Source organism: Oceanobacillus sp. M65 (genome assembly GCF_052246275.1).
GTDB lineage: Bacteria > Bacillota > Bacilli > Bacillales > Amphibacillaceae > Oceanobacillus_B > Oceanobacillus_B jordanicus.
Genome location: NZ_JBQQCJ010000003.1, coordinates 1 through 13536, shown reverse-complemented (window position 1 = coordinate 13536; position 13536 = coordinate 1). Strand labels below are relative to the sequence as shown.

General features: G+C 39.1%; 13 protein-coding genes. 8 read left to right on the top strand and 5 right to left on the bottom strand.

Annotated features, from left to right (window positions below; all coding sequences use genetic code 11):
• Nucleotides 1-696, top strand: a complete 696-nt coding sequence (locus tag ACTWPF_RS12165) for an N-acetyltransferase (protein WP_106896446.1) — start codon at nucleotides 1-3, stop codon at nucleotides 694-696.
• Between the two features lie 100 nt (nucleotides 697-796).
• Here ACTWPF_RS12165 and ACTWPF_RS12160 read toward each other — a convergent pair whose 3' ends face one another.
• Nucleotides 797-1540 carry a cytochrome c oxidase assembly protein gene (locus tag ACTWPF_RS12160; protein WP_443149263.1) on the bottom strand — a complete coding sequence of 248 codons (744 nt, stop codon included), beginning with the start codon at nucleotides 1538-1540 and terminating at the stop codon, nucleotides 797-799.
• Nucleotides 1541-1696: 156 nt separating this feature from the next.
• Between ACTWPF_RS12160 and ACTWPF_RS12155 the strand changes: the two genes are divergently transcribed.
• From ACTWPF_RS12155 to ACTWPF_RS12135, 5 genes are all read left to right on the top strand, one after another.
• Nucleotides 1697-2284 carry a DeoR family transcriptional regulator gene (locus tag ACTWPF_RS12155; protein ID WP_443149262.1) on the top strand — a complete coding sequence of 196 codons (588 nt, stop codon included), beginning with the start codon at nucleotides 1697-1699 and terminating at the stop codon, nucleotides 2282-2284.
• Nucleotides 2285-2298: 14 nt separating this feature from the next.
• Nucleotides 2299-3075 (top strand): FixH family protein, encoded by a 777-nt coding sequence (locus ACTWPF_RS12150; RefSeq protein ID WP_443149261.1) that lies wholly within the window; start codon nucleotides 2299-2301, stop codon nucleotides 3073-3075.
• Between the two features lie 133 nt (nucleotides 3076-3208).
• Complete coding sequence (locus tag ACTWPF_RS12145; protein WP_443149260.1) at nucleotides 3209-3784, top strand: TetR/AcrR family transcriptional regulator; 576 nt, start codon at nucleotides 3209-3211, stop codon at nucleotides 3782-3784.
• A gap of 38 nt (nucleotides 3785-3822) precedes the next feature.
• On the top strand, nucleotides 3823-5196 hold the full coding sequence (locus ACTWPF_RS12140; protein ID WP_238021702.1) for an MATE family efflux transporter: 1374 nt from the start codon (nucleotides 3823-3825) through the stop codon (nucleotides 5194-5196).
• A gap of 326 nt (nucleotides 5197-5522) precedes the next feature.
• Nucleotides 5523-6545 carry a potassium channel family protein gene (locus ACTWPF_RS12135; protein ID WP_238021717.1) on the top strand — a complete coding sequence of 341 codons (1023 nt, stop codon included), beginning with the start codon at nucleotides 5523-5525 and terminating at the stop codon, nucleotides 6543-6545.
• A gap of 182 nt (nucleotides 6546-6727) precedes the next feature.
• On the opposite strand, the gene ACTWPF_RS12130 is transcribed toward ACTWPF_RS12135, so the two are convergent.
• The 4 genes from ACTWPF_RS12130 to ACTWPF_RS12115 form a co-directional block, all read right to left on the bottom strand.
• Nucleotides 6728-8260: a multicopper oxidase family protein gene (locus ACTWPF_RS12130; protein ID WP_443149259.1), complete on the bottom strand. Its 1533-nt coding sequence runs from the start codon at nucleotides 8258-8260 to the stop codon at nucleotides 6728-6730.
• Nucleotides 8261-8439: 179 nt separating this feature from the next.
• On the bottom strand, nucleotides 8440-9432 hold the full coding sequence (locus ACTWPF_RS12125) for a sodium:calcium antiporter (protein ID WP_106896455.1): 993 nt from the start codon (nucleotides 9430-9432) through the stop codon (nucleotides 8440-8442).
• 160 nt (nucleotides 9433-9592) lie between these two features.
• The gene (locus tag ACTWPF_RS12120) at nucleotides 9593-11140 is read right to left on the bottom strand and encodes a flotillin family protein (RefSeq protein ID WP_106896456.1); all 1548 of its coding nucleotides are present in this window, start codon (nucleotides 11138-11140) and stop codon (nucleotides 9593-9595) included.
• Between the two features lie 59 nt (nucleotides 11141-11199).
• Nucleotides 11200-11745, bottom strand: coding sequence for a hypothetical protein (locus ACTWPF_RS12115; protein ID WP_443149641.1), 546 nt, complete (start codon nucleotides 11743-11745; stop codon nucleotides 11200-11202).
• Between the two features lie 158 nt (nucleotides 11746-11903).
• On the opposite strand from ACTWPF_RS12115, the gene ACTWPF_RS12110 reads away from it, so the two are divergent.
• Nucleotides 11904-12341, top strand: coding sequence for a CBS domain-containing protein (locus tag ACTWPF_RS12110; RefSeq protein ID WP_106896458.1), 438 nt, complete (start codon nucleotides 11904-11906; stop codon nucleotides 12339-12341).
• Nucleotides 12342-12494: 153 nt separating this feature from the next.
• On the top strand, nucleotides 12495-13052 hold the full coding sequence (locus ACTWPF_RS12105) for a flavin reductase family protein (RefSeq protein ID WP_443149258.1): 558 nt from the start codon (nucleotides 12495-12497) through the stop codon (nucleotides 13050-13052).
• Nucleotides 13053-13536 lie beyond the last annotated feature (484 nt).

Genomic DNA, 13536 nt, shown 5'->3' with positions numbered 1-13536 from the left:
ATGATAGACGAGACAGCGATAATAGCTGAAAACGTAAAGATTGGTAGCTATGTAGTTATAGAGAAGGATGTGTTAATTGGCAATCACGTTGAAATTGGCAATCATGTAACGATTAAAGAAGGGACAATTGTTGCAGATAATACAGTAATAAGTGACTATAGCCTACTGGGAAAATCGCCAGCTAGCAATAATAAAATGGCAAGAAAGCCAGCGGATGATTTAGAGCCTTTGTACATTGGAGAGGATGTAAAGATTGGTACCCATTGCTGTTTATATCGAGGTTCCACCCTTCACCCAGGTGTTTTAGTAGCAGATATTGCAAGTATTCGTGAGCATGTAATCATTGGGGAAAATAGTATTGTTGGAAAAAATGTGATGGTAGAAAATAACACCTTAATCGGAAAAAATGTCACAATCCAAACGGGTTCTTATGTGACGGCACATATGGTGATAGAGGATGACGTATTTATTGGTCCATGTATGTCCAGTAGTAATGATAAATACATGGCTTCCCGTACGGAAAAGTTACAAGGCCCTACCATAAAAAAAGAAGCGAAGATTGGAAATAATGCTTCTTTGCTTCCTGGTGTAGTGATCGGAGAAAAGGCGATTGTGGGTGCAGGTGCAGTTGTGACAAAGAATGTTCCGACTGGTGCTATTGTGGTAGGGAACCCAGCGAAGGAAATAAAAGGATAACCATGTACTATTATAATGTAGGCACATCTCTTCAATGGGGAGATGTACATATAGTTTACTTTCGTTACGACGTAGTTTTTAAAAATGTATTTATTTGCTACTAAGCCCATTTCATCATGCTGAATTTATGGATTATAATCATAAGCAATCCTGCAAGGAACTGATCGAAAGCTGGTGGTAGAAGCATCAAAGACATTTCCGAACCTGGAGGCAACTGGGCCGCCAAATGAGCGACAATTGGCGAATGTACATGACTAAAAAACGCTCCGATTATCAAAAGAAAGCAAGCTGGCATAATACCTACACTATTCCAAAAAGCAAACCTATTTAGATTAGCTCTTTTAAGAGTGGTAGCTAATGGTGCCCAGCAAAATGGTGCCCACATTCCCAGTGATAATATAAACAACAATAAAATATATCCCGTATGCAAGGCAGTGTGGTCCATTAAACTGTGCATGACAGAAGGTAGATGGTAAAGAAAGAAACATAATGCAAACAAAAAAAGGCTAATTATAGAAGTCGAAATAGATTGCTTCGGTGGCTTTCTATTTTTAAATACGTTGAGTACAGGAAAACTCATGAGTAAAAGCGGAGCGCTGACAAAATACAGTAGCGCCATTTGAACCATATGCAAACTAATTAAAGCATAACTAATTGCTGCAAGAGGACTACCATATGCTAAGTAAATGACACCCATGGCTAAACAAAAGGACTGAAAATGTATACTACTAAATGTGCGATACTGTATATAAAAGTATAGATAGATTATAATTAAACTAGACAAAAAAAGGAGTAAAGGCATGCTCCATAAAGTTTGTCCCTCAAGCAAAAGCTGAATATTCATTATACCCCTCCCTGAAATAGGTTAACTCCATAAGAAAAGAGATCCCCACCTCATCCTATTCACAAATAATTCATATTATTCATATTGAACAAAAGAGACGGTCATGATAAAGTGTGTTATAGATTGTGTTATTTTGTTATAAGGCGAGGGAATGCTATGTTACCTTTAGAACGAAAAAAACGGATAAGGTCATTAATTGAAAAAGAACGACTTATAAAAATTGCAGAGCTAAGCAACAGATTCGGCGTCTCAGAAATGACGATTCATCGTGATCTAAAGCCGCTCCTTGAGGAAGGATGTATTGCCAAGACATTTGGCGGGGTTGCATGGAAACAAGATGGACAGGAAGCTAACACAAAGGTCCAAGGTTGCGTTTATTGTGGGCGAGGATATAGTGAAAGGTTGGCCTATCGATTGATCTTATCTAACAATCGAATGGAAACAGCTTGTTGTGCCCATTGCGGCCTTCTGCGTCATAGTCAAATGGGCGGGGAAGTAATGCAAGCCATTTGTTCCGATTTTCTAACCCATACAACGATTAGTGCCCCACTATCATGGTTTGTCATGGATACCTCTGTTCATATGGGGTGTTGTCATCCACAGGTGCTAACCTTTGAATGGAAAGAATATGCAGAGAAATTTGTAAAAGGTTTTGGGGGGCATGTCTATTCATTTGAAGAAGCAAAAACCGTTTTGGTGCAAAAAATGAACGGGGGACAGAATAATTGTCATTCCCAGAAATAAAGGAGAGTTGAACATTGAAAAAACTGATTTGGATGGCTTTATTTTTTGTGTTATTGTTCCTGGTTGCATGTGGAAGTGAAGAAAATGCGGATCAAGCGGAAAGCGAAGAAGAACTAGCAACACTTGATGTGGATTTTTCGGTACCTGAAACAGTAGATGCGGAAGAAACCATTGAATTAAAAGCAACCGTTACATATGGTGAAGAGAATGTCACCGACGCTGATGAGGTAGTATTTGAAATATGGGAAAAAGGAAAAGAAGATGACAGTTGGGAAGTAAAGTCGATTAATAATGAAGATGGTACATACACTGCCGAAACTTCTTTTGATCAGGATGGTGTTTATGAAATGTATGCCCACACAACTGCCAAGGGACTACATACCATGCCGAAAAAAGAAGTGACAGTTGGAAGTGGAGAAACGTCCAAAGAGGAAGAAAGTGATCATGAAGCAACGGACCAGGAAGAAGGACATGATCACAGCCATGATGCAGCCGCGGATGGGTTCAGCATGCATTTTGCTATGCCAACGGGGTTAGAGGTAGCGCAGGACGTGAAGCTTGTAACACATTTACAAATGGATGAAGAGGCAATGGAAGAAGCAAGCGTGCGTTATGAACTTTGGTTAGATGGGGCTGAAAAACATAGCTGGGTTGATGCTGAAGAAAGCAATCCGGGAGAGTATATTGCCACCCACCAATTTGATGGAAAAGGGACCTATCATGTTGTTGTACATGTGGAAAACGAAGATGGCCTACATGAGCATGAAGAGCACGAAATAGAAGTGAAATAGAGAATTGGTCATAAGAAAAGAGCTTTCGCTGAAGAAGGCTCTTTTTTTGTTTTCAGTTAATATCAGTGAGATTGCTATTATTTTTGAGACATGATATAATCTGCTGACGAACGATCGTAAGGGAGAGTGAGAAATGGGTTCGGAGAATATAAAGGAAGCAGCACTGGGCTTGTTTGCATTACATGGTTATGAAGGTACATCGCTTGCGCAAATAGCGGAGCAAGTAGGAATGAAGAAGCAATCAATCTATTCACATTTTAAAGGAAAAGATGAACTGTTTTTAGCAATAGTAAATGATACCTTTCAAATAGAAGTTGCTCGAGAGAAAAATTACTTAGATGAACATTTCACAGAACCATTAAAAGATTGCTTACTTAAATCTTTACGTGGATATGTGGACCGTTATCAATATGATAGTAGACTTAAATTTTGGCTACGCGTTTCTTTCTTCCCACCAGCCCATCTATATGAGCAGATCAATGAATATAGCTATAGCTATATAGATAAAGTAGATTCTTTTTATTTGGAACGATTCAAAAAAGCTTCTTTAGAAAGGGAAATGGAACATATTAGCCCGGAAACAGCCACCATGGCTTACTCGGCACTTGCTGATTCTATATCGGTTGAATTAGTCTATAGCGGGGTCGAGCGGACCGAAAAAAAGCTGTCAGCAGCATGGGAAGTTTTTTGGAAAGGAATCTCTAGTTAAACTAACTACAAGATATAGCATTATGGAGGAAGTATATTATGTATCATGCAGAAACATGGAAGGAAAAAGCAACGTTATTAATATCCATTTTATGGCCAATCATGGTCACCCAGCTAAGCTTGTATGCTATGAATCTGGTTGACACAATGATGTCAGGTAGAGTTGGTACGAACGATTTAGCGGGTGTAGCCATTGGCTCAAACATATGGTTGCCAATTTTTACAGGAATAAACGGAATTCTTCTCGCTGTTACGCCAATTATCGCCCAATTAATGGGACGGGGGCAGAAGAAAGAAATTACGTATTCGGTAATGCAAGCACTCTATTTAGCAACAGGTCTCGGGGTCGTAGTGTTACTTATTGGAAGTGTTATATTAAAACCGATTTTACGGACCATGGGGCTGGAAGCTGGTGTCGAGCATATTGCAATGCATTATTTGATCGGACTTTCAATCGGAATTATCCCTTTATTTCTCTCAAACGTGTTGCGGAATTTCTTTGATGGACAAGGTTTCACGAGAATTACCATGTTTATCACAATTATGGCTGTGCCCTTTAATGCACTACTGAACTACGGTTTTATTTTTGGTAATTTTGGTTTGCCTGCTCTTGGAGGGATAGGTGCGGGATATGCAACGGCTATTACGTACTGGATCATATTATTCCTAAGTATTTTGATGACTTTTCGGATTAGCTCTGTGCGTAATTACCGTATTTTTGTTGACTGGGTAAAACCATCCTTAAAGGCTTGGAAGAAGCAGCTAGGAATTGGTGTACCGATTGGTTTATCGATCTTTTTCGAATCTAGTATTTTCTCTGTCGTTACCCTGTTGATGGGGACCATGTTTACAGCTGTTACGGTAGCTGCAAACCAGATTGCGTTAAGTTTTACTACCCTTATGTTTATGATCCCACTTAGTATCTCGATGGCATTAACAATTGTTGTCGGCTATTCTGTCGGAGGGGAAAAACTGCAGGCAGCCAAGCAGTATAGTGTGATGGGGGTGCTTGGTGGAATCTTATTTCTAGCCACAGCGGCAGTGTTCCTTTACCTATTCCGTGAACCCATTGCCTATCTTTATACAGAGGATCCAGAAGTCGTGGCAATGGCAGGACAGTTTTTCATTATAGCCATTTTTTATCAAATTTCTGATGCAACACAGGCAGGATTACAGGGAGCCTTACGAGGTTATACGGATGTAAAGATACCTTTCATCATAGCGCTTATTTCCTATTGGGTTATTGGTATTCCTTCTGGTTTTGCTTTGTCAGCCTATACAGACCTTGGTCCATTTGGCCTTTGGGTCGGAATCACTTTAGGCCTTACCTGCGCAGCAATCGGCTTCTTCACTCGTTTACGTATTGTGCAACGGCGACTTGAGGGAAAAGTAACAGACACAAAAATGGTTTAAGGGAGTTTTAGGTTCTAATAAGTTATAGATGCACTTCATACCAAATCGGTATGAAGTGTTTTTTTATGTAATAGCAAGGAAACGAATGTCGACTATGGTCCCTTTAACTGGTCACTAAAAAGCAGGAATGTTACTATGTTTTTAGTTGAATGAATTAAGCGCTGATCCGGTTAGAAAACTGATCGGAATTTCATTATGGATTGGCGTTCTATACATAACCGTCCGTGTGTTTTTATTTTTCCCTATTGAAGAATATTATGAAAAGAAGCTATACTTGGTGAAAAGGCGTTTCGCAATAATGTCGGAGAAGAAAGGAATGGTTACATATGATTTTTTTTAGAAATCTATTTGTGAAAGTAGTTCGGTTAAATAACTGGTTCTTTATACTTGCTACCTTAACCTTAGTACTGGCAAGTAGCTATTTTATATACTACTTAGAGCCCGATACGTTCGTTAGTCCTTTTGAAGGATTGTGGTGGACAATGACTACCGTAACAACGGTTGGGTATGGGGATGTATCACCAGTCACGGTGGCTGGTAAAGTTTTTGCCATGTTTTTATATATAGTAGGGATTGGCTTAATGACTATTTTCATCGGGAAAGCAATTGATTTTTTAAGTATTCGAAAGCGATTAAAGGAGGAAGGGAAGTTGGATATTACTACAGAAGATCACATTATTCTTATTAATTGGACGAAAAAAGCAAGTATTACACTTGATGAAATACTACGTACCTTTCGAAATGTCCGCATTGTAGTAATAGATGAGAGTGTGAATAAAACTCCTCTATTGCATGAACAAGTAGAATTTGTAAGTGGAAATCCAGCAAATAGAGATGTTCTCATGCAAGCTAACTTACTTAAAAGTAAATCTGTTATGATTTTTTCTCCTGAAGATACAACCATTAGTTCCCAGGCAGATGGTCAAACATTACTTATCGCAACAATTCTGGAAGGAATAGGGAAAGAGTATGAGCAAAACATTTACACCATTTGCGAAGTTACCGATTCAAAACATATCCAGGCATTTAAAAATGTTTCAGTTGAAGAATACATAACACCAAATGATACCGTCGGAAACCTAGCTGCAAGGTCTATTTTGTTTAATGGCTCAAGCGAAATCATTAGGCAGCTGACAAGCAATCAAGGTTTCGATCTATACTCCATTGAAAAGAAGAATACATGGGTGACATATCAAGATGCGAAGAATGATCTAACTCAGCAAGGGGCTTTACTTATTTCCGATGGAAGAGATTTAACTATCATGAATCGATTAGATCAACAAATCCCAGCAGATGCAAGATTGTTTATTATTTGTGATAAAGATGCTTATAAAAAAGTGATAAGTTAGCGAACAAGAGAGGTTCTGCATATGCAGAACCTCTCTTGTTCTTTATCCCGGTGCAACCGTCCGTAATACTCCCAAGTGAAACCATTAGTTTTTAGTGAGAGTAAACGACGCTAACACCCCGATTCGTTCAACTCACAATCAGTGGGGGAAGAACGAAAACCCCCACTGATTGAAGTTTCACTTTATTCCTCATCAGCTTTTATCACCTTAAATGGGCGCATCATATCATAATCTTCATGTTCTAATATATGACAATGCCATACATAGTCACCTGTATAAGGGCTGAATTTCGCAATAACTCTTGTTAACTGACCTGATGGTGCAGCGATTGTATCTTTCCAGCCGCGCTCGTTTGGTAGGGGAGGGGTCGCTGGTCCTGTATATACCATACTTCCATCCTCATTGAACTTTGTTAAATCAAATGGTTGTCGGTCTAACACTTGATACTGTACTAGGTGTAAATGGATCGGATGGGTGAAATTGGTTACATTCATAAATTCCCAAATCTCGGTCGTATTTAATCGAGGTTTTTCTGTTATAGGGTCATGCCATTTTTTGTTATCTAGTAACAGAAGAGGTCTCCCAAACTCATCTTCTGAACCAATTAACTTAAGTTTTCGGATAGCTTTTACCTGGTTTCCTTTTAAAGATTTTATTGTGGATAATGAGTTAGGGATTTTGCTTGTATCTTTACCATTTTTTCTTTTGTTGACCCGGAATTGCATGACATCATGTGTTTCATCCTCTGGGGCAGCTCCATCACCAAGATCATTCTTTAAATGAAGGGTTTTCCCTTTTAGTTGAGAAAAATCGATGATAATATCTGCTCGCTCAGCTGGTTCCAAGGTTAGGCTGCGTAATTCTATAGGTTTTCGCAGTAGGCCACCGTCTGAGCCAATTTGCAAAATCGGGTGGTTATTATCAAAATACAATTGATATGTCCTTGTATTGGAAGCATTAATTACTCGAAAACGATATTTTCTTGGTTCGATTTCTTTATAAGGCCATACTTTGCCGTTAACTAGAATTGTTTCACCTAAATATGCAGGAACAATAGACGGATTAGGGAGCTCGGGTGAGGCATCTTCAGGTTGGGTTGGGTATTTTAAGGAACCATCTGCGTGGAAGGAGCGATCTAGTAAAAGTAGAGGAATTTCATATTCACCTGATGGGAGATCCATGTTGCTTTCTTTTTTATCGCGAATAATATATGCTCCTACAAGCCCAGCGTAAACGTTTAATCTTGTGATCCCCATCGCATGGTCGTGATACCACAATGTAGTAGCACGTTGATTGTTCGGATACTCATAAACTTTTCTTGTGAATACAGGGCCAGTTTGTCTAAAGTCTTTCGTAAACCACGCTTCTGGATAGCCATCACTTTCTGGCTTAGTCACACTTCCATGTAAATGGGTAACTGTTCGCACAATAGGTTGGCTAGCTAGATTATGAATCGACGTGTCGACTGGAAGTATATGTCTTTCAGGCAATTGGTTCATCCATTTTACATGGGCCGTTTCACCTTGCTTTACTTCAAACGTAGGGCCTGGAAACTGGGCATCGTACCCCCAAAGTCTTGTCGGTGGTAAATCTCGATGTAATTTTTGAGTGAACTCCTTCATTTCCACCTCATAATATGAATTTCTCCTGGCACGTTTCTCAGGCTTTTTGGTTTCCATGATCGGTAATGGATCAATGAACTTTCTGAGTTTCATATTTTCATCTCCAATATAAGGTCATTACTCTATTAGATGTTGTAGATCGGTTCCTTGCATGAGCAAATACCCTATATTCAAGTTGTTTGCTGGAGGACTTATACGATAAGTAGAAAAATAAAAGTGAATAACCCCACACGAGCAATGTCTGCAGTTTGGGGTTATCTGTACTTATGAACTTAAATTGCAACCATTCCGACTACAACAACATAGCTAATGACTGCAATGACAGATGGAAGGACATAGGTCGCAGAATTCTTTGTTCTGTCTCGTTTTATAATTATCATTGTCAGAACGGTTAAAGTAAAACCGATAAGTGACATATAGATTAGTTCATTGCTGGAGTCCTGCCATATGCTCCCTTCGGTATAAAAAGGGTCAGCAAGTGCAATAACCAGAATATTAAACAGGTTACTACCGAGGATAGTGCCTATCGCCATATTTACATTAAAAAGCTTTAAGGCCATGTAAACACTCATTGCATCAGGGATAGAAGAGGACAAAGCAACAAGGATACTTCCTATTGCGGTAGCACTAATTCCGGTATTTTGAGCTAGCGCATCACCGGAGAGGGAAAGTGCTGTGCCAGTAAATAATATGATGACAGAGAAGAGGATAAACTGACGTACAGCGCGCTTAACACTGACATTTCTCTTCTCTGTATTATTCTGAGAGGCATCAGATGCACGTTGCTTTCGGGAGATTATCATTATGCCCACAAAATATATGAGAACAATTGCAACACTAAAGGAACCTATATTAAAGAAAGACCACGCATTCTTAATAGCGAGAGCACCGACAGTGGTTAAACAGAGTGCTAGTGCTATAAATCCTGTATGAATATGATGGTCCGAAACACCTAAAAAAAGTTGTTTACTACGAAAGTGCAGGTCTAATACAAAAAGAACAAAGAAGTTAAATAAAATACTCCCCAATCCATTTCCTACCGCAATACCTGCATTCCCGATAATACCAGCAGAAACAGTTACCGTTAATTCAGGTAAGGAAGTGGCAACTGCTAAAAGAAGTGTCCCTGCCAATACTCCGCCCAATTTCGTTTCTTTGCTGATGGTGTCAGCATGACTGGATAGTCGAGTGGCTGCGTATGCTGATAGGCTTGCAGCCAGAATGAAAATAAGGATTAAATACCAGATAAAATCAACACCTCTCATAAATACTCTTTTGTGTTTTCTCGAAACGAGTAAAACGTAAACATTCTAGCTAAGGCAATTTTCACCATAAAGTGGAAGGGTTATAGATGAAAACAAAAAGAAAAAAAGCGTTGACCAGGTCGACTGATCAAACGCTTTTCTTGTTCAACACCAAAGCTATTTAGTTATGATTTGACTCATTATGAGCCAATTGCTTTTCTTGTTGGTTTTCATAACGAATACGATCTAAATCTAGATCATCGGAATTATGTTGTTTCCCCGTTATATTTTCCAATAGCTCTTTAACGTCGATTCCGGATGAAGCTTTTAAAGATTCCTGTAGGGTGGACATTAGATTAGTTGCATATCCACTTACTTTATTTGCTCCTCCATCTTTACCACTACTTCCAGTATCAACAACTGTTAGTTTATCAATATTCGCTAATGGACTTGCAACTTCTTTAGCATATTCAGGAAGCATCTTCGTGATCATATCAAGAATTGCCGCCTCACCATATTGTTCGAAGGCTTCCGCAATTTTACGTTTTGCTTCCGCCTCAGCAAGTCCCTTCAAGCGGATAACCTCTGCTTCTGATTCCCCTTGTGCTCGCTGGGAATCAGCCTTAGCCAACCCATCCACACGTACGCGTTCTGCTTCTGCCTTCGCTTGTGACTCAATTCGATACTGATTGGCATCGGCCTCTGCAAGCTGTTTGGCTTTGTCTGCTACTGCAGCTTGTTCTACAGCATAACGGTCCGCATCTGCCTTTTTCTTAACTTCAGAGTCATACTGTCTTTCCCGACGCAGAATTTCTTTTTCTTCTAACTCAATTTGCTTTTGTCTCTCAATAATTTTTATTTGCATCTCTTGTTCTGTAACTTCCTGCTTGGAGCGAGCAGTTTCCAGGTCATAAGCTTGGTCAGCACGTGCTTTCGCTGCGTCCTGATCTTTACGGTAATCAGCCGTTTTCAGTTGATTTTCTTTTTCTGCTTCGGCAATTTCAGTTGCCCTTTCCAATTCAGCCTTTTGTGCATCCTTGGCCGCCTCGGCTCGCTTAATACGTGTTTCTTTATCTGCCTCAGCAGTTGCGATGTCTGCATCACGCTTAACCTGAGCAATTCGCGGTTTACCAAGTGACTCTAAGTAACCATTTTTATCCTTCACATCTTTAATCGTAAAGGAAACAATGATAAGTCCCATTTTAGCAAGATCTTGTGACGCTACTCGTTGTACCTCTTGAGAGAACTTGTCACGATTTTTATATATTTCTTCTACAGTCATGGAACCTAAAATAGAACGTAGATGACCTTCCAGAACTTCTTTTGCCTCATTCTCCCGGTCTTCCTTTGATTTCCCGAGGAATTGTTCAGCAGCTGTAGCAATTTCACTGATAGACCCACCGATTTTGATAATTGCAGTACCATCAGCCATTACAGGTACACCCTGTTCTGTGTACACTTCAGGAGTGGTAACCTCTAATTTGCTCGATAGTAGGCTGAGTGGTTCTGCCTGCTGGAATACTGGTAGCACAAAGGCGCCACCACCTCGTATGATTTTTATTTTGTTACCTGACTCATCCACATGTACATTCTTTCCTCCTAGATAGCTTCCAGTAACAATTAATGCTTCATCAGGTCCGGCAGTACGGTATTTTGCTACAAATACCCCAATAAGTGCTATTACTAAAATAACTGCAATCCCGATGGCAATCCAAATTCCTTCAAACATGTCGCTTCCCCCTTGTTCTATATTTTATTAAGCAAACGTAACCAAATGGTTTCGTTCGATTAAACTAAATCATGAGCATCAAGTTCGTTCTCATATGGAACGACATACAAGACGCCTTTTTTTACTTCTAAAACTAAAACTTTTGCCCCTTCAGGGATAACATTGTTATCAAATCCAGCTGCGGGTTTAGAGATTACTCCGCTTTTACTCTCTATTACGATCTCACCAAAACCGTTTTCGGGAATAGGGATGATTATTTTTCCCACTCTTCCTATAAGAGAGTCTTCTGTATGGCTAAGGGATTCCTCAGCAGAAGAAAGAGGTATAAGTACAAAGATATTTAGTAGAGTGTCGAGAAGTAATGCAATACCTGCTGCAAGAAGTAAAATAAGAATGCTGGATAAAGATGTAATACTTTCTAATACATAACCTGTTGCAGAAAGAAATGCAAAAAACGAAAGAATTAATACAGGATTTAAAAAGCCAAACGTGTCTCCAATACCTTCTAAAATATCTCCAAAAAATAAATAAAGAATGGTTAATCCTCCAGCTAATAAAAGGATGATTAAGTAAATACTTTCTATCGATGTGCCGAAAAGCGTCATATGCATCCGCCCCCCCTTAACTTGTTTCTCTAATTGTATTACGACTAAAAGAGTAAAAGGTTTCGGGAAATGGAAAAATTTTCAGGACTTATTGTAAAAACTACCTTTCATAAAATAACATTTGCTACACATTCTAGTGTAGAAGGGGAGGGATACACATGCACCAGCAGTTGCGTAACATTATGACATCCGATGTATTTACTGTTAGTAGTACACAATCCATTCAAGATGCAGCAAAAATAATGAGCGATAACAATATTGGAGCAATTCCAGTAGTTGACCAAAGCGGGAGCATGGTAGGTATTATTACAGACCGCGATATAACCTTACGTTCTACAGCGCAAGGTGAAGCAGCAAACACACCTGTATCTGAGGTAATGACTGCTCAAAAAATCGTCCAAGGTACTCCTGATATGGATGTTCACGAAGCAGTACAACTTATGTCGCAACAGCAAATTCGTCGTTTGCCGGTTACGGAAAACGGGCACGTTATTGGAATGGTAGCACTTGGTGATCTCGCTGTAGATAGCCAGTACAATAATGAGGCAGAGCAAGCATTATCAACTATTTCTACACCTTCAGCACCACAAAAATAAATTAGAAAGAGCGCCAGGGATATTAAACCTAGGCGCTCTTTTTAAATTAAGTGACTATCTTCTAAATAAGAGGGAGATGAAATATGAATAATCAAAATTCTTTTCAAATTTATTCATTATGATATGCTTCTTATAATAGAAGGAGGTAATCGCTTGAGGAAACCTACAAAAGTGACAGTAATGCACAGTTATCCAGGGTTGGTAGCTCTCGTTACTGCCTATAATGAAGGAAAGCAAAATATTATGGCTGCTGGGTGGCATTCTTATATTTCCATAGATCCACCTATTTATGGGGTAGCAATTGGGAAGGAACGCTATACTTATGGTTTAGTAAATGAATCTGGTAGTTTTTCGATTAACTTTCTTCCATATGAGAAAGTTGCAAGTATTCAGGGGACAGGAAATATATCTGGCATTGCACATGACAAGTTTGATTCGCTGGGATTACTTTATGAAAAGGGGATAACAATACAGGCTCCTATTTTGGTCGATGCGTATGTAGCATATGAATGTAAGGTAATAGATCGAAATACATACGGGGATCATGACTGGTTTGTTGGAGAAATCACGCAATTTTATCGAGACGATACTAAGTTTCTTGATAATGGTCTACCGAATTTAGAAGAAATCAACATACCACTCTATTTAGGGAGATCTTCCTATTCCAGAATAGATAATAAAAGTGAGGTCGAAATATTTTTGGAAGAATAATGTTTAAAGTTCTTCAAAAGGGGTATATGTATAAATGTAGCTGTTATTAAGTCAAACCGTGTAAGACAGCTTTTGTTTTTCTATAACAGATTAAAAGAAACAAATTTCCTGTAATTTCCATGCGGAAACTGTTGACGAATTGGTTGAAGAGATGCTATATTATTCAAGTCGCCAAATTTGGCAGCGACCAAAAATAACTTTAAAACGTTAAAAACCAACGAAAAAAGTTGTTGACAGGTTGATTTAAAAATGGTATGATATAAAAGTTGCTCCAAAAAAGCAACGCAAACAAATTGCTCTTTGAAAACTGAACAGAACAACTAGTATGTCAAGGGAAAACAGACTTTCTGTTTTTCAAAGAAATACAAGCAGAAGCCAGTTTTCTGCGAAGCTAAGACGGATCATGTCGATTGGTGTCGATATGATACAAACTTTTTTGGAGAGTTTGATCTTGGCTCAGGACGAACGCTGGCGGCGTGCCTAA

Excerpts from the sequence above, each read along its gene's own strand:
- ACTWPF_RS12165 (WP_106896446.1), top strand. The coding sequence starts at position 1 with ATGATAGACGAGACAGCGATAATAGCTGAAAACGTAAAGATTGGTAGC.
- ACTWPF_RS12160 (WP_443149263.1), bottom strand. The coding sequence starts at position 1,540 with ATGAATATTCAGCTTTTGCTTGAGGGACAAACTTTATGGAGCATGCCT.
- ACTWPF_RS12155 (WP_443149262.1), top strand. The coding sequence starts at position 1,697 with ATGTTACCTTTAGAACGAAAAAAACGGATAAGGTCATTAATTGAAAAA.
- ACTWPF_RS12145 (WP_443149260.1), top strand. The coding sequence starts at position 3,209 with ATGGGTTCGGAGAATATAAAGGAAGCAGCACTGGGCTTGTTTGCATTA.
- ACTWPF_RS12140 (WP_238021702.1), top strand. The coding sequence starts at position 3,823 with ATGTATCATGCAGAAACATGGAAGGAAAAAGCAACGTTATTAATATCC.
- ACTWPF_RS12135 (WP_238021717.1), top strand. The coding sequence starts at position 5,523 with ATGATTTTTTTTAGAAATCTATTTGTGAAAGTAGTTCGGTTAAATAAC.
- ACTWPF_RS12130 (WP_443149259.1), bottom strand. The coding sequence starts at position 8,260 with ATGAAACTCAGAAAGTTCATTGATCCATTACCGATCATGGAAACCAAA.
- ACTWPF_RS12125 (WP_106896455.1), bottom strand. The coding sequence starts at position 9,432 with ATGAGAGGTGTTGATTTTATCTGGTATTTAATCCTTATTTTCATTCTG.
- ACTWPF_RS12120 (WP_106896456.1), bottom strand. The coding sequence starts at position 11,140 with ATGTTTGAAGGAATTTGGATTGCCATCGGGATTGCAGTTATTTTAGTA.
- ACTWPF_RS12115 (WP_443149641.1), bottom strand. The coding sequence starts at position 11,745 with ATGACGCTTTTCGGCACATCGATAGAAAGTATTTACTTAATCATCCTT.
- ACTWPF_RS12110 (WP_106896458.1), top strand. The coding sequence starts at position 11,904 with ATGCACCAGCAGTTGCGTAACATTATGACATCCGATGTATTTACTGTT.